This window comes from Ramlibacter sp., from assembly GCF_013697775.1.
GTDB lineage: Bacteria > Pseudomonadota > Gammaproteobacteria > Burkholderiales > Burkholderiaceae_C > Ramlibacter.
In genome coordinates, this window is sequence record NZ_JACCWG010000238.1 from 1 (window position 1) to 15,662 (window position 15,662).

Annotated in this window: 16 protein-coding genes, 1 tRNA gene and 1 pseudogene; 17 read left to right on the forward strand and 1 reads right to left on the reverse strand. The window is 68.0% G+C overall.

Annotated elements, in window-relative coordinates; translation table 11 throughout:
• The 16 genes and pseudogenes from H0U68_RS11560 to rimO all read left to right on the forward strand — a co-directional run.
• A pseudogene (locus tag H0U68_RS11560) lies at window positions 1-387 on the forward strand (23S rRNA pseudouridylate synthase B); the annotation flags it as partial.
• A gap of 88 nt (window positions 388-475) precedes the next feature.
• Complete coding sequence (gene ndk / locus H0U68_RS11565) at window positions 476-901, forward strand: nucleoside-diphosphate kinase (RefSeq protein ID WP_296355691.1); 426 nt, start codon at window positions 476-478, stop codon at window positions 899-901.
• 17 nt (window positions 902-918) lie between these two features.
• Window positions 919-2,094: a 23S rRNA (adenine(2503)-C(2))-methyltransferase RlmN gene (rlmN, locus tag H0U68_RS11570; RefSeq protein WP_296355693.1), complete on the forward strand. Its 1,176-nt coding sequence runs from the start codon at window positions 919-921 to the stop codon at window positions 2,092-2,094.
• Between the two features lie 30 nt (window positions 2,095-2,124).
• A complete protein-coding gene (gene pilW / locus H0U68_RS11575; protein ID WP_296355717.1) occupies window positions 2,125-2,937 on the forward strand; it encodes a type IV pilus biogenesis/stability protein PilW in 813 nt (270 codons plus the stop codon).
• On the forward strand, window positions 2,930-3,832 hold the full coding sequence (locus tag H0U68_RS11580) for a RodZ domain-containing protein (RefSeq protein ID WP_296355695.1): 903 nt from the start codon (window positions 2,930-2,932) through the stop codon (window positions 3,830-3,832). Before pilW ends, H0U68_RS11580 begins: the two co-directional genes overlap by 8 nt.
• An 8-nt stretch (window positions 3,833-3,840) precedes the next feature.
• Entirely contained in the window at window positions 3,841-5,103 is a 1,263-nt protein-coding gene (ispG, locus tag H0U68_RS11585; protein ID WP_296355697.1) for a flavodoxin-dependent (E)-4-hydroxy-3-methylbut-2-enyl-diphosphate synthase, read from the forward strand.
• Between the two features lie 8 nt (window positions 5,104-5,111).
• Complete coding sequence (hisS, locus tag H0U68_RS11590; protein WP_296355698.1) at window positions 5,112-6,437, forward strand: histidine--tRNA ligase; 1,326 nt, start codon at window positions 5,112-5,114, stop codon at window positions 6,435-6,437.
• Window positions 6,438-6,451: 14 nt separating this feature from the next.
• Window positions 6,452-7,132 carry a tetratricopeptide repeat protein gene (locus tag H0U68_RS11595; RefSeq protein ID WP_296355700.1) on the forward strand — a complete coding sequence of 227 codons (681 nt, stop codon included), beginning with the start codon at window positions 6,452-6,454 and terminating at the stop codon, window positions 7,130-7,132.
• Window positions 7,129-8,331, forward strand: a complete 1,203-nt coding sequence (bamB, locus tag H0U68_RS11600) for an outer membrane protein assembly factor BamB (protein ID WP_296355702.1) — start codon at window positions 7,129-7,131, stop codon at window positions 8,329-8,331. The genes H0U68_RS11595 and bamB overlap by 4 nt, the downstream gene beginning before the upstream one ends.
• Before the next feature lie 22 nt (window positions 8,332-8,353).
• Window positions 8,354-9,691, forward strand: a complete 1,338-nt coding sequence (gene der, locus H0U68_RS11605) for a ribosome biogenesis GTPase Der (protein ID WP_296355705.1) — start codon at window positions 8,354-8,356, stop codon at window positions 9,689-9,691.
• Between the two features lie 96 nt (window positions 9,692-9,787).
• Entirely contained in the window at window positions 9,788-10,075 is a 288-nt protein-coding gene (gene hfq / locus H0U68_RS11610) for an RNA chaperone Hfq (RefSeq protein WP_296355707.1), read from the forward strand.
• A 60-nt stretch (window positions 10,076-10,135) separates the two neighbouring features.
• Window positions 10,136-11,326 carry a GTPase HflX gene (hflX, locus tag H0U68_RS11615; protein WP_296355719.1) on the forward strand — a complete coding sequence of 397 codons (1,191 nt, stop codon included), beginning with the start codon at window positions 10,136-10,138 and terminating at the stop codon, window positions 11,324-11,326.
• A 42-nt stretch (window positions 11,327-11,368) separates the two neighbouring features.
• Window positions 11,369-12,724, forward strand: coding sequence for an FtsH protease activity modulator HflK (gene hflK / locus H0U68_RS11620; RefSeq protein WP_296355709.1), 1,356 nt, complete (start codon window positions 11,369-11,371; stop codon window positions 12,722-12,724).
• 15 nt (window positions 12,725-12,739) lie between these two features.
• Window positions 12,740-13,648 (forward strand): protease modulator HflC, encoded by a 909-nt coding sequence (gene hflC / locus H0U68_RS11625; protein ID WP_296355711.1) that lies wholly within the window; start codon window positions 12,740-12,742, stop codon window positions 13,646-13,648.
• A 4-nt stretch (window positions 13,649-13,652) separates the two neighbouring features.
• Entirely contained in the window at window positions 13,653-13,841 is a 189-nt protein-coding gene (locus H0U68_RS11630) for a DUF2065 domain-containing protein (RefSeq protein WP_296355713.1), read from the forward strand.
• A 31-nt stretch (window positions 13,842-13,872) separates the two neighbouring features.
• Complete coding sequence (rimO, locus tag H0U68_RS11635; protein ID WP_296355715.1) at window positions 13,873-15,267, forward strand: 30S ribosomal protein S12 methylthiotransferase RimO; 1,395 nt, start codon at window positions 13,873-13,875, stop codon at window positions 15,265-15,267.
• 100 nt (window positions 15,268-15,367) lie between these two features.
• Here rimO and H0U68_RS11640 read toward each other — a convergent pair.
• Window positions 15,368-15,452, reverse strand: a tRNA-Leu gene (locus H0U68_RS11640).
• A 36-nt stretch (window positions 15,453-15,488) separates the two neighbouring features.
• Here H0U68_RS11640 and H0U68_RS11645 point away from each other — a divergent pair.
• Window positions 15,489-15,662, forward strand: a 174-nt coding sequence (locus H0U68_RS11645) for a hypothetical protein (protein ID WP_296355721.1), incomplete at its 3' end; no start/stop codon positions are given.

Consider the following 15,662-nt stretch of genomic DNA (forward strand, 5'->3'; position numbering starts at 1 on the left):
AACCAGGGCGGGCGCAACGGCCGGGCCAACAACCCGCCGCGCGGCCCCGGCGGCCCGGCGGGCAACCGCGCCGGCGGCGGCGGCAACCGTTACGGGAACAACAACGCCGGCAACGGCAACTTCAACGGCCCGGGCAATCCCGGAGGCGGACGGCGCGGAAAGCCTGAGCGCAGTGGCAACGCCGGCAGCGGAGCTGGTGGCGCAGGCGGCAACCAGCCCGATCCGATGAAGACCTCGCTCGGCTACATCGGCGCGGACAGCTTTACGCGGCAGCGGCAAGGCGGTCCCGGCGGCAGGCCGCCGGGCGGCGGCTACGGCGGAGGTGGGGGCGGCGGCGGCCCGCGCCGGGGTGGTGGAGGCGGCGGCGGTGGCCGCGGCGGCCGGTGACCCTTCGGCTTCACGCTAAAATGCGAGGCTTTGCCGAACTTTTCCCATCCGGCGAAACCCTATAAATCAAACCCCAGGAAACTTTCACATGGCGATCGAACGCACCCTCTCCATCATCAAGCCCGACGCAGTCGCCAAGAACGTCATCGGCCAGATCTACGCGCGCTTCGAAGCCGCCGGCCTGAAAGTGGTTGCCGCCCGCATGGCGCACCTGTCGCGCGGCGAGGCCGAGCAGTTCTACGCGGTCCACAAGGAACGCCCGTTCTTCAAGGACCTGGTCGATTTCATGATCTCCGGCCCGGTGATGATCCAGGCGCTGGAAGGCGACAACGCCATCGCCAAGAACCGTGAGCTGATGGGCGCCACCGACCCGAAGAAGGCCGCCCCCGGCACCATCCGCGCCGACTTCGCCGACAGCATCGACGCCAACGCGGTGCACGGCTCCGACGCCGCCGAAACCGCCGCGGTGGAAGTGGGCTTCTTCTTCCCCGGCATGAACGTCTACTCCCGCTGAACGGGACGACGCATGCAATGACGGCCACTCCCGCGAATCTGCTCGATTTCGACCTCGAGGGGCTGGCCGCATTCTGCGAAACGCTGGGCGAGAAGCGCTTTCGCGCCGTCCAGCTGTTCCGCTGGATCCACCAGAAAGGTGAATCCGATTTCGAGCGCATGAGCGACCTGGCCAAGTCGCTGCGCGAAAAGCTCAAGGGTGCCGCGCAGGTGCAAGGCCTGCAGCCGATCAGCCAGCAGGAGTCGGCCGATGGCACCATCAAGTGGCTGTTCGACGTGGGCGGCGGTGACGGCATCGAAGCCGTCTATATCCCCGAAGACGACCGCGCCACGCTGTGCATCTCCTCGCAGGCGGGCTGCGCCGTCGGCTGCCGCTTTTGCTCCACCGGCCACCAGGGCTTCTCGCGCAATCTCACCACCGGCGAGATCGTCGCCCAGCTGTGGTTCGCCGAGCACCTGCTGCGCAAGCGCCTGGGCACCAGCGAGCGCGTGATCTCCAACGTGGTGATGATGGGCATGGGCGAGCCGCTGCAGAACTACGCGGCGCTGGTGCCGGCGCTGCGCACCATGCTGCACGACCATGGCTACGGCCTGTCGCGCCGCCGCCTGACCGTGTCCACCTCCGGCGTGGTGCCGATGATGGACCGGCTGGGGCAGGACTGCCCGGTGGCGCTGGCGGTGTCGCTGCACGCGCCCAATGACGCGCTGCGCGACCAGCTGGTGCCGCTGAACCGCAAGTACCCGCTGGCCGAACTGTTGGATGCGTGCAACCGCTACCTGGCGTTCGCGCCGCGCGATTTCATCACCTTCGAATACTGCATGCTCGACGGCGTGAACGACCAGCCGGAGCATGCCGCGCAACTGGTGGAGTACGTGCGGCACCACGCCGGGCGCGGTGTGTCGTGCAAGCTGAACCTGATCCCGTTCAACCCGTTTCCCGCGTCCGGCCTGCTGCGCTCGCCGCAGCCGCGCGTGCAGGCTTTCGCGAAAATGCTGAGTGATGCTGGTATCGTCACCACCGTGCGCAAGACCAGAGGGGACGACATCGCGGCCGCCTGCGGGCAGCTGGCAGGCGACGTCAAGGACCGCACCCGGGTGGGCGAACGCATCGCCCGGCAGCGCACCATCACGCTGCATCCAGCACAGCCCCGGCATGCGCCGGCGCCTGCGGACTCGGCAGCCAAAGGAGACTGAAGGATGACGAGCACGACCAAGGCGCGCGCGATGCGCCTCGGGGCCCTGTGGGCCTGGGGAACGATCGCGGCGATCGCATGGCTTGGCCTGGCGGGTTGCGCCTCGCAGCAGGCGACCCTGGAGGCCGACACCTCCTCCGCCGGCCTGATCACGCCCTCCGACGAGTCCGAGTCGCGGCGGCGCGCCCGCATCCGCCTGGAACTGGCGGTGGGTTACTTCGAGCAGGGCAAGGTGGACGTGGCGCTAGACGAGCTGAAGCAGGTGATCGCCATCGATCCGACCTTCGGCGACGCCTTCAACCTGCGCGGGCTGATCTTCATGCGCCTGAACGACACGCGCCAGGCCGAGGACAGTTTCCGGCGCGCCCTGTCGATCAACCCGCGCGACTCCAACACGCTGCACAACTACGGCTGGATGCAGTGCCAGGCCGGCCGCTACGACGAGGCCAGCAAGCTGTTCGACCGGGCTGTCGCCAACCCGCTGTACGCCGACCGCGCCAAGACGCTGATGGCCATGGGCGTGTGCCTGGCGCGCGCCGGCCGCATCGAGGAAGCCGAACGCAGCCTGGCGCGCTCTTACGAACTCGACGCGGCGAACCCGGTGACCGGCTACAACCTGGCCAACCTGCTGTTCCGGCGCGGCGACTTCCAGCGTGCCCAGTTCTACATCCGCCGCCTGAACAACAGCGAGCTGGCCAACGCCGAGTCTCTGTGGTTGGGCATCAAGGTGGAACGCCGCATGAACGACGCCGACGGCACGCGGCAGCTTGGCGAACAACTGCGCAAGCGCTTCCCGCAATCCAAGGAACGCATCGCATTCGACCGCGGAGCCTTCGATGAGTGAGTCCCTCGCCTCCGAAACAAGCGCCGGGGACGGCGCCAGCGCGGGCGCGCTGCTGCGCCATGCGCGCGAGGCCGCCGGCCTGCACGTCGCCACGCTGGCGGTGTCGCTCAAGGTGCCGGTGCGCAAGCTCGAAGCGCTGGAGGAAGACCGCTACGAGGAACTGCCCGACGCGGTGTTCGCGCGCGCGCTGGCCGCCAGCGTGTGCCGCACCCTGAAGATCGATCCGCGGCCGGTGCTGGAGCGGCTGCCGCAGGACAGGGCACGGTTGCGCGCGGGCGAGGGCATCAACGCACCGTTCCGTGCACCCGGCGACGGCCCTGCGCCCAGCGTCATGGACCAGCTGACCCGCCCGGTCGGTCTGACCGTGGTGGCACTGCTGCTCGGCGCCCTGGTGATCATCTTCCTGCCGACCTTGCGGCGCGAGAGCAGCGAAGCGGCGGCGCCCAAGCCCGATGCCGCGGCGCAGCCCGGCACGCCGTCGGTCACGCCCTCCTTGCCGGCCGAGTCCGCGTCGGCGCCGATCGTCTCCGAACCGGCGCTGCCGCAGGCGGGCGTTCCCGCGCCCACCGCCCCCGCGCGTGGCGCGTCGGCACCCAGTGCCAGCGTGAGCACCACCCTGTCCAATACCGTCGCCTTCACGCCGCCCATTGCGGCGGGCAACGAGCTGGTGAGCTTTCGGGCGCGCGGCAGCTCCTGGATCCAGGTCACGGACGCCAAGGGCGGGGTCGTGATGCAGCGGATGATGAATTCGGGCGACACCGCGGCGGCCGCCGGCGCGCTGCCGCTCACCGTGACGGTGGGTAGCGCCAGTGCGACCGAGGTGCAGGTGCGCGGCAAGCCGTTCGACATCCGCGGCACGGCGCGCGACAACGTCGCGCGCTTCCAGGTGAAGTGAGCCCGCGGATGAACGTGCCCTGCCTGCCCATCGAAGCCGCGGCGCCGAAGCCGCGACGATCGCGCCAGGCCAGCGTGGCCTGGGGTTCGCGCGTGGTCACCGTGGGCGGCGACGCGCCGGTGCGCGTGCAGTCCATGACCAACACCGACACGGTGGACGCGATCGGCACCGCGATCCAGGTGAAGGAGCTGGCCATCGCCGGCTCCGAGCTGGTGCGCATCACGGTCAACACGCCCGAGGCCGCGCAGCAGGTGCCCTACATCCGCGAGCAGCTCGATCGCATGGGCATCGACGTGCCGCTGATCGGCGATTTCCATTACAACGGCCACCGCCTGCTGACCGAGGTGCCGGCCTGCGCCGAGGCGCTGTCCAAGTACCGCATCAATCCCGGCAACGTGGGCAAGGGCGACAAGCGCGATCGCCAGTTCGCGCAGATGGTGGAAGCCGCGCTGAAGTGGAACAAGCCGGTGCGCATCGGCGTCAACTGGGGCAGCCTGGACCAGGAACTGCTTGCCCAGCTGATGGACGAGAACGCGGGCCGCGCCCAGCCCTGGGACGCCAGGCAGGTGATGTACGAGGCGCTGGTTACTTCGGCCATCGAATCCGCCCGCCGCGCCGAGGAACTCGGCATGGACGGGCGGCAGATCCTCCTGAGCTGCAAGGTAAGCGGCGTGCAGGACCTGGTCAGCGTCTACCGCGAGCTCGCGCGCCGCTGCGACTACCCGCTGCACCTGGGGCTGACCGAGGCCGGCATGGGCACCAAGGGCACGGTGGCCTCGTCGGTGGCGTTGGGCCTGCTGCTGCAGGAAGGCATCGGCGACACCATCCGCGTGTCGCTCACGCCGCAGCCGGGCGAGGCGCGCACGCAGGAGGTGGTGATTGCCTCCGAGATCCTGCAGGCGCTGGGCCTGCGCAGCTTTGTGCCGAGCGTGACGGCCTGCCCCGGATGCGGGCGCACCACCAGCACCACGTTCCAGGAACTGGCCAAGCAGATCGACGACTACCTGCGCCGGCAGATGCCGTTGTGGCGCGCGCGCTATCCGGGCGTGGAGAAGATGAAGGTGGCCGTGATGGGCTGCATCGTCAACGGCCCCGGCGAGAGCAAGCATGCGGACATCGGCATCAGCCTGCCCGGTACCGGCGAAGCGCCGGCCGCGCCGGTGTTCATCGACGGCGAGAAAGCGCTGACCTTGCGCGGCGAGGGCATCGCGGTGGAGTTCCAGCGCCTCGTGGAAGAGTACGTCGAGAAGAAATACAGCGTTGCGGATTGAGCGGACACATGGCTGAGAAACTGGTTGCCGTCAAAGGCATGAACGACATCTTCCCGCCGGCCGTGCCGCGCAAGGAGAAGCTACCCGACTCGGTGCTGTGGCAGTGGTTCGAGTCGGTGGTGCGCTCGGTGCTGGGGCGCTACGGCTACCAGAACGTGCTGATGCCGATCGTCGAGCCCACGGCGCTGTTCGTGCGCGGCCTGGGCGAAGTCACCGACATCGTGGAGAAGGAGATGTACTCCTTCACCGATTCCATGAACGGCGACCGGCTGACCCTGCGCCCCGAAGCCACCGCCGGCATCGTGCGCGCGGTGATCGAGCACAACGCGCTGTACAACGGCCCGCTGCGGGTCTGGACCATGGGCCCGATGTTCCGCCACGAGCGGCCGCAGAAGGGCCGCTACCGGCAGTTCCATCAGCTCGATGTGGAGGCGCTGGGTTTCGCCGGCCCGGACGTCGACGCCGAGATGATCCTGATGGCGCGCGCGCTTTGGCGCGAGCTGGGCCTGGTGGAAGGCACGCACGTGCGGCTGGAACTCAACAGCCTCGGCCAGCCGCGGGAGCGCATTGCGCACCGGGATGCGCTGGTGGCGTATTTCGAAGGCCATGCCGCGCAGCTGGACGAAGACTCCGCGCGCCGGCTGCGCACCAATCCGCTGCGCATCCTCGACAGCAAGAATCCGGCGATGCAGGCGCTGGTCGAGGGTGCGCCTAAGCTGATCGACTTTCTAGGCGAAGCGTCGCGCGCGCATTTCGATGCGGTGTGCGGCGCGCTGGATGCGGTCGGGCTCGCCTACCGCGTCAACCCGCGGCTGGTGCGCGGCATGGATTACTACAACCTCACCGTGTTCGAGTGGGTCACCGACCAGCTCGGCTCCCAGGGCACCGTGTGCGGCGGCGGCAGGTACGACGGCCTGATCGAGCAGCTGGGTGGCAAGCCCGCTCCGGCGGTTGGTTTTGGCCTGGGCATCGAGCGGCTGCTGCTGCTGATCCAGGAGCTCGGCCTGCCGGTGCCGAATGCCGCGCCCAACGCATACGCCGTGGTGCCCGCCGGCACGGCGCTCGGGCCGGTGATTGCCACGCTGGAAACGCTGCGCGCTGCCGGCGTGCGCGTGCTGCTGCATGCCTCGGGTTCCGACGGCCCGGGCAGCATGAAGTCCCAGTTCAAGAAGGCGGACGCCAGCGGCGCAAGCTTCGCGCTGGTGTTCGGTCCCGACGAACTGGCCCAGGGCATGGTGACGGTGAAGGCCCTGCGCGACGGCAGCGGCGCGCAGCAGGCACGTCCGCTGGCCGATGCAGTCGAGTGGGCTGGCAGCCTACAATCGCAGGCTTGATACAAAGCTGAGCCATGGCGCACCTCGATCTCGAAGAACAGGAACAGCTTGACCAGCTCAAGCACTATTGGAACCAGTACGGCAACCTCATCACCTGGGCGCTGATCGTGGTGTTCGGTGCCATTGCCGCCTGGAACGGCTGGAACTATTGGCAGCGCCACCAGGCCACGCAGGCGGCCGCGCTGTACGACGAAGTCGAGCGCGCGGCGGATGCGGGCGACGCCACCCGCGTCGAGCGCGCCTTCGGCGACATCAAGGACAAATTCGGCTCCACCACCTATGCGCAGCAGGCCGGCCTGCTGGCGGCCAAGGTGCTGGTCGACAAGGGCAAGCCCGACGCCGGCAAGGCGGCGCTGGCCTGGGTGGCCGACAAGGCCTCCGACGCGGGCTACCAGGCCGTCGCGCGGCTGCGGCTGTCCTCGGTGCTGGCCGAGGCCAAGGCCTACGACGACGCGCTCAAGCAATTGGCCGGCAGCTTCCCCGACAAGCAGTTCGACGCCCTGGCGGCCGACCGCCGCGGCGACATTTACCAGCTGCAGGGCAAGAAAACGGAAGCGAAGGCGGAGTACCAGAAGGCCTGGCAAGGACTGGACGAGCGCAGCGAATACCGCCGCCTGGTCGAGGTCAAGCTCAATGCCTTGGGTGTTGACCCGCAGCCCGCCAAGCCGGCCGCCGAGCAAACCGCGAAATCATGAACGACAAGAACAACGACGCATCCCCTCTCGCTCTCTCCGCCACGCGCTGGACGCCAGCACTGCGCTGGCTGGTGCTGGCCGCCGGCACGGCCACGCTGGCCGGCTGTGCCGCTTTCAGCTGGCTGCCCTTCGTCGGCGGCGGCACGGTCGAAAAGCCCAAGCCGGCCGAGCTGCAGCCAAGCCCCGGCCTGCTTGGCGTGCGCCAGGCCTGGACCCTGCGCGTGGGCGAGGTTGGTTTTCCGATGTCGGTCAGCGTCAACGGCGCCGTCGTGACGCTGGGCGCCACCGACGGCACGGTGTCGGCCATCGACAGTGCGACCGGCCGCGAGCTGTGGCGCGCCAGTGCCCGCGCGCCGCTTGCCGCCGGCGTTGGCAGCGACGGCCGCATGGCCGCCGTGGTGACGCGCGCCAACGAGGTGGTGGCGTTCGCCGACGGCAAGGAACTGTGGCGGCAAAAGCTGCCCGCGCTGGCGTACACGGCACCGCTGGTGGCCGGCGGCCGCGTGTTCGTGCTGGCGGGAGACCGTTCGGTCACCGCGCTGGACGGCCAGAGCGGCAGCCGGCTGTGGGCCCAACAGCGCCCGGGCGAGGCTCTGGTGCTGCGCCAGTCCGGCGTGATCCTGGCCGTGGGCGACACGCTGGTGGTCGGGCAGAGCGGCCGGCTGGCCGGGATGAGCCCCGCCAACGGCAGCGTCCGCTGGGAAGCCCCCATCGCCACGCCGCGCGGCATCAACGACGTGGAGCGGCTGGTCGACCTGGTCGGCCGCGTCAGCCGTGTCGAGAATTCGGTCTGCGCGCGCGCCTTCCAGGCCGCGGTCGGCTGCGTGGACGCCACGCGCGGCACCACCGTGTGGAGCCAGCGCTCCAACGGCGCCGAAGGCGTGCACGGCGACGCCACCCATGTGTTCGGCACCGAGAGCGACGGCAAGGTCATGGCCTGGCGCCGCGATTCGGGCGAGCGCGCCTGGAGCACCGATAAGCTCGCTTGGCGCGGCCTGAGCGCGCCGCTGCTGCTGGGCCGCTCGGTGGTGGTCGGCGACAGCTTCGGCTTCGTCCACATGCTGTCGCGCGAGGACGGCTCGCTGCTGACCCGGCTGGCCACCGACGGCTCCCCCATCGCCGCCGCGCCCGTGCTGGCCGGCAACACGCTGGTCGTCGTCACGCGCAACGGCAACGTGTACGGCTTCATTCCCCAATAAGACTCCGGAAAGGGCCTCAGGCATGAAGCCGGTCATGGCCCTGGTCGGCCGACCCAACGTCGGCAAATCGACACTGTTCAACCGCCTCACCAAGTCGCGCGACGCCATCGTCGCCGACTTCGCGGGCCTCACGCGCGACCGCCACTACGGCAACGCGCGCCACGGCGCGCACGAGTTCATCGTCATCGACACCGGCGGCTTCGAGCCGACGGCCGAGAGCGGCATCTACAAGGAAATGGCCAAGCAGACGCAGCAGGCCGTTGCCGAAGCCGACATCGTGGTGTTCGTCGTGGATTCGCGCGCCGGCGTCTCGGCGCACGACCATGACATCGCCAACTACCTGCGGCGGCTGGGCAAGCCCACGATCATCACGGCCAACAAGGCCGAAGGCATGCTCGAAGGCCCGCAGCTGGCCGAGTTCTACGAACTGGGCCTGGGCGATGTAGAGGGGGTCTCCGCCGCGCACGGGCAGGGCATCCGCAGCCTGCTGGACAAGGCGGTGGAAACGCTCAACCTGGTGGAAGAGGAAGAGGGCGCCGAGCCGCAGCAGGCCGGCATCATCAAGCTGGCGGTGGCCGGCCGGCCCAACGTCGGCAAGTCCACGCTCATCAACACCTGGCTGGGCGAGGAGCGGCTGGTCGCCTTCGACCTGCCGGGCACCACGCGCGACGCCATCTCGGTGCCGTTCGAGCGCAACGGCCAGAAGTTCGAGCTCATCGACACGGCCGGCCTGCGCCGCAAGGGCAAGGTGTTCGAAGCCATCGAGAAATTCTCGGTGGTCAAGACGCTGCAGGCCATCGAGTCGTCCAACGTGGTGCTGCTGCTGCTGGACGCCACGCAAGGCATCACCGACCAGGATGCGCACATCGCCGGGTACATCCTGGAGAGCGGGCGCGCGGTCGTGCTGGCGGTCAACAAGTGGGATGCGGTGGACGACTACCAGCGCGAAACGCTGCGCCGCCAGCTCGAAGCGCGGCTGCCGTTCCTGAAGTTCGCCGACCTGCACTTCATCTCGGCCAAGAAGCGCCAAGGCATTGGGCCGGTGTGGAACTCGATCGTGCAGGCGCACAAGTCGGCCTTCGTGAAGATGACCACGCCGGTGCTGACCCGGCTGCTGCTGGAGGCGGTGCAGTTCCAGACGCCCAAGCGCGCCGGCATGTTCCGCCCCAAGCTGCGCTACGCCCACCAGGGCGGCATGAACCCGCCGGTGATCGTGGTGCACGGCAATTCGCTGGAGCACGTCACCGACGCGTACAAGCGCTTCCTGGAAGGGCGTTTCCGCAAGGAATTCAAGCTGACCGGCACACCGATGCGCATCGAAATGCGCACCTCCAAGAACCCGTACGCGGACAAGGAATAGAAAAAGCCGCAGGCCAGCCTTGATTCGGGAAAAACCCGCACCAGATGGATTGCACGGCGCTTTTTGCCTACTCGCACACCCTCACTTGCTGTGGTAATGTGCAGATTCCAACAACGTGAGAACACGGAGAATATCGTGAGCAATAAAGGGCAGCTTCTACAAGACCCATTTCTCAATACCCTGCGTCGCGAGCACGTGCCGGTGTCCATCTACCTGGTCAACGGCATCAAGCTGCAAGGGCAAATTGAGTCTTTTGACCAGTATGTTGTGCTGTTGCGCAATACCGTGACCCAGATGGTCTACAAGCACGCCATCTCCACCATCGTCCCCGGCCGCGCGGTGAATTTCACTCCCGCAGAGTCCAGCGAAGGCGGCGCCAGCTGAGCAGGCGCTCATGCCAACCCTGGGGTGGCCGGCGGGGTGTTCCTGCATTGACCGGCTGATATCCGCTTGACTCCAACCTCCGATCGCCCGTCCGCGCCCGCCATTCTGGTCGGGGTGGATCTGGGCCTCCCCCATTTCGACGCCGAGCTCGAAGAGCTCGGCCTGCTGGCGCAAACCGCGGGCCTGGAGCCCGTGGCGCGCATCACCTGCAAGCGCCGCGCGCCCGACGCCGCCCTGTTCGTGGGCAGCGGCAAGGCCGACGAGATCAAGGCGTTGGCCGAACAGACCGGCGCCACCGAGATCCTGTTCGACCAGTCCTTGAGTCCGGCGCAGCAGCGCAACCTCGAGCGTCACCTGGGCCTGCCGGTCAACGACCGCACCCTGCTGATCCTGGAAATCTTCGCGCAGCGCGCGCGCAGCCACGAAGGCAAGCTGCAGGTCGAGCTGGCCCGGCTGCAATACCTGAGCACGCGCCTGGTGCGCCGCTGGTCGCACCTGGAGCGCCAAACCGGCGGTGCCGGCGTGCGCGGCGGCCCGGGCGAAAAGCAGATCGAGCTCGACCGCCGCATGATCGACGAGTCCATCAAGCGCACGCGCGAGCGGCTGGTGAAGGTCAAGCGCCAGCGCCAGACGCAGCGGCGCCAGCGCGAACGGCGCGACACCTTCAACGTTTCGCTGGTGGGCTACACCAACGCGGGCAAGTCCACGCTGTTCAACGCGCTGGTGAAGGCACGCGCCTATGCCGCCAACCAATTGTTCGCCACGCTGGACACCACCACCCGCCAGCTGTACCTGGCTGACGCCGGCGAGTCCGGCCGGTCGGTGTCGCTGTCGGACACGGTGGGTTTCATTCGCGACCTGCCGCACGGCCTGATCGACGCCTTCCAGGCGACGCTGCAAGAAGCGACCGATGCCGACTTGCTGCTGCACGTGGTGGACGCGGCCAACCCGCACTACCCGGAGCAGATCGAGCAGGTGCAGCGCGTGCTGGAAGAGATCGGCGCGGCGAACGTGCCGCAAGTGCTGGTGTTCAACAAGGTCGACATGCTCGACGCCGGCCACACGCCTGCCGCGCCGCGCGACACCTTCGAGCTGGAAGGCGTGCAGGTGCCGCGTGTGTTCGTGAGTGCGCAGACCTCCGCCGGCCTGCCGCTGCTGCGTGCCGAACTGGTGCGCGCGGTCACGCAAGACAGCGCGGCCAAGGCGGTGCCGGCCCCCGAAAATGTCCCGGCGCACGAGACGCCGGTCTGATTGGGCACAATCGCGCGTGATCACCACTCAACCATACGTGGCATGAACCACCAATTCCGCAGCCGGACATGGGCCGGGCTGAAAGGCCGCTTCCAGGGAATGTTCAACCTGAACGATCCCCGCTGGGGCCGTGGCGAGGACGGCAAGGGCGACGACAAGCGCCCCGACCCGAACCGCCCCGAGAACAATGGACGCGGGCCGAACCAGGGGCCACCCGACCTCGACGAGCTGTGGCGCGACTTCAACCGCAAGCTCGGCGGCCTGTTCGGCGGCAAGCGCAAGCGCGGCGGCGACAACTTCGGCAACGGCGGCGGGGGCGGCAATTTCCAGCCCGACATGAAGAGCGCCGGCGTCGGTGCCGGCCTGATCCTGCTGGTGGTGTTCCTGATCTGGATGGGCACCGGCATCTTCATCGTGCAGGAAGGCCAGCAGGCGGTCATCACGCGCTTCGGCCGCTACACCTCCACCGTGGGCGCCGGCTTCAACTACCGCATGCCGTATCCGATCGAGCGGCACGAAACCGTGTACGTGACGCAGATCCGCTCGGTGGACGTGGGCCGCGACAACGTGATCCGCGCCACGGGGCTCAAGGAATCGGCGATGCTGACCGAAGACGAGAACATCGTCGAGATCAAGTTCGCCGTGCAGTACCGGTTGAACAATGCGCGCGCCTGGCTGTTCGAAAGCAAGGACCCGGCCCAGGCCGTGGTGCAGGCCGCCGAGACCGCGGTGCGCGAGGTGGTTGGCAAGATGCGCATGGACTCGGCGCTGTCCGAGGAACGCGACCAGATCGCGTCGCGCGTGCGCGTGCTGATGCAGACCATCCTGGACCGCTACAAGGTCGGCGTGGAAGTCGTGGGCATCAACCTGCAGCAAGGCGGCGTGCGCCCGCCCGAGCAGGTGCAGGCCGCCTTCGACGACGTGCTCAAGGCGGGCCAGGAGCGCGAGCGCGCCAAGAACGAGGCCCAGGCCTATGCCAACGACGTGATCCCGCGTGCGCGCGGCGCCGCGGCGCGCCTGACGCAGGAGTCCGACGGCTACAAGTCGCGCATCGTGGCGCAGGCGCAGGGCGATGCGCAGCGCTTCAAGTCGCTGCTGGTCGAATACCAGCGCGCGCCGCAGGTCACGCGCGACCGCCTCTACATCGACGCCATGCAGCAGATCTACGGCAACGTGACCAAGGTGCTGGTGGAGTCGCGCCAGGGCCAGAACCTGCTGTTCCTGCCGCTGGACAAGATCATGCAGCAGGTGGCGCAGGGTGGCGCGGCCGCCGTGCCGGACGTCCCGGCGGCAGTGGCGGCGCCCGCGGGCGTGCCGGTGGTGCCGCCGGTCTCCGGCTCCAGCGGCGACGCGCGCACGCGCGACAATGCGCGCAGCCGCGAACGCGAAGTGCGCTGAGGGAGGCAAACAACAATGAACAGAATCGGATTCATCGTGGCGTCCCTGCTGGTGGCCTTGGCGCTGCTCAGCTCCATGCTGTTCGTGGTGGACCAGCGCCAGTTCGGCGTGGTCTACGCGTTCGGCCAGATCAAGGACGTGATCACCGAGCCAGGCCTGCACTTCAAGCTGCCGCCTCCGCTGCAAAACGTGAGCTACATCGACAAGCGCCTGCTCACCCTGGACAGCCCGGACACCGAGCCGATGCTGACGCTGGAGAAGCAGCGCGTGGTGATCGACTGGTACGTGCGCTGGCGCATCACCGATCCGTCGCAGTACATCCGCAACGTGGGCCTGGACGAGGCGACCGGCGCCAACCAGCTGAATCGCGTGGTGCGCAACGCCTTCCAGGAAGAGATCAACCGCCGCACGGTGCGCGAGCTGCTCTCGGCCCGGCGCGAGCAGCTGATGAACGACGTGAAGCGCGAGGTGCTGGAAGTGGTGAAGGGCGCCAAGCCGTGGGGCGTGGACGTGATCGATGTGCGCATCACGCGCGCCGACTATGTCGATGCGATCACCGAGTCGGTGTACCGCCGCATGGAAGCCGAGCGCAAGCGCGTGGCCAACGAGCTGCGTTCCACCGGCGGCGCCGAGGGCGAGAAGATCCGCGCCGACGCCGACCGCCAGCGCGAGGTGACCATCGCCAATGCGTACCGCGACGCACAGAAGATCAAGGGCGAGGGCGACGCCGAAGCGGCCGCCGTCTACGCCGAATCGTTCGGCCGCGACCCGCAGTTCGCGCAGTTCTACCGCAGCCTGGAAGCCTACAAGCAGAGCTTCAACAAGAAGAGCGACGTGGTGGTGATCGACCCCGCCAATTCGGACTTCTTCCGTGCCTTCCGCGGCGCCGGAGCCGGCGCTGCCGCCGCGCCCGCCAAGAAGTGACCGGGTGGACGGCGACACGTTCTGGGCGGCGGTCGCCCTGATGCTGGTGCTGGAAGGCATTTTTCCCTTCCTGGCACCGGGCGGCTGGCGCGCCACTTTCCAGCGGCTGCTGCAGCTGCGCGACGGCCAACTGCGTTTTTTCGGACTGACCAGCATCCTGCTCGGTCTTGGCCTTCTCTGGCTGGTGAGCTAGTCCAGCAACGTCCCTTTGGGACAATACGAACATGAGCGATACCGCTGCCCCCGAGGCGCAACACATCACCGTACCGAAAGTCGGCTTCGTCAGCCTGGGCTGTCCCAAGGCACTGACGGACTCCGAGCTGATCCTCACGCAGCTGAGCGCGGAGGGCTACCAAACGTCCAAGACCTTCGAGGGAGCGGACCTGGTGATCGTCAACACCTGCGGCTTCATCGACGAAGCGGTCAAGGAAAGCCTGGACACCATCGGCGAGGCGCTGGCCGCCAACGGCCGGGTGATCGTCACCGGCTGCCTGGGCGCCAAGGCGGGCCAGGCTGGCGGCGACACGCTGGTCAAGGAAATCCATCCGTCGGTGCTGGCCGTGACCGGCCCGCACGCGACGCAGGAAGTGATGGACGCGGTGCATGCGCACCTGCCCAAGCCGCACGATCCCTTCGTCGACCTCGTTCCGCCGGCGGGCATCAAGCTCACGCCGCGGCACTATGCGTACCTGAAGATCAGCGAGGGCTGCAACCACCGCTGCACCTTCTGCATCATCCCGTCGATGCGCGGCGACCTGGTCAGCCGGCCGATCGGCGACGTGCTCAAGGAAGCGCGCGCGCTGTTCGAAGGCGGCGTGAAGGAACTGCTGGTGGTGAGCCAGGACACCTCGGCCTACGGTGTGGACCTGAAGTACCGCACCGGCTTCTGGGACGGCCGGCCGGTGAAGACGCGGATGCTGGAGCTGGCGCAGGCGCTGGGCGAGATCGCCGCGCCCTACGGCGCCTGGGTGCGGCTGCACTACGTGTACCCGTACCCCAGCGTCGACGAGGCGATCCCGCTGATGGCGCAGGGCCTGATCCTGCCGTACCTGGACGTGCCGTTCCAGCACAGCCACCCCGACGTGCTGCGCCGCATGAAGCGGCCGGCCAGCGGCGAGCGCAACCTGGAGCGCATCGAGCGCTGGCGCGAAGCCTGTCCCGAGATCGTGATCCGCAGCACCTTCATCGCCGGCTTCCCCGGCGAGACCGAAGAGGAGTTCCAGCACCTGCTGGACTTCGTGCGCGAAGCGCAGATCGACCGGGCCGGCTGCTTCGCCTACAGCCCGGTGGAAGGCGCGGCCGCCAATGCACTGGCGGGCATGCTGCCAAAGGAGGTGCGCGAGGAGCGCCGCGCGCGCTTCATGACGGTGGCCGAGGAGGTGTCGGCCGCCAAGCTGCGATCGCGCATCGGCGCGACCATGCAGGTGCTGGTGGATTCGGCGCCGGCGCTGGGCCGCAAGGGCGGCGTCGGCCGCAGCTATGCGGACGCGCCGGAGATCGACGGCACCGTGCGGCTGCTGCCGCCGGAAAAGCTGAGCAAGCAGCTGCGCGTGGGCGAGTTCACTCGGGCGCGCATCGTGGCCACCGAGGGCCATGATCTTGTGGGGGTGCCGGTCTGAACGCCGATCGGTTCGTTGGGCGTGAACGAAACCTTCAAAAGAAGGCCCAAAAACAACAAAGCCGGCAAAGCCGGCTTTATCATATATACCACCAGTTTGGTGGTGCCCAGGAGAGGACTCGAACCTCCACGATGTTACTCGCTAGTACCTGAAACTAGTGCGTCTACCAATTCCGCCATCTGGGCCCACATGCTGCTTGAAACAAGTCCTCGCAGCGCGTTTTGAATTTCAGGAAAGAGAGCGATCATATCAAAAATAATAGCCAACCCAGCGGCCTGCTGGACGAGATCGAAGGCATGGTGCAAGGCCATCGCGATGGCCATGGTTTCGTGCAACGCGACGACGGCGAAGCCGACATTTACCTGCCCCCGAACGAGATGCGCGCGGTGCTGCAC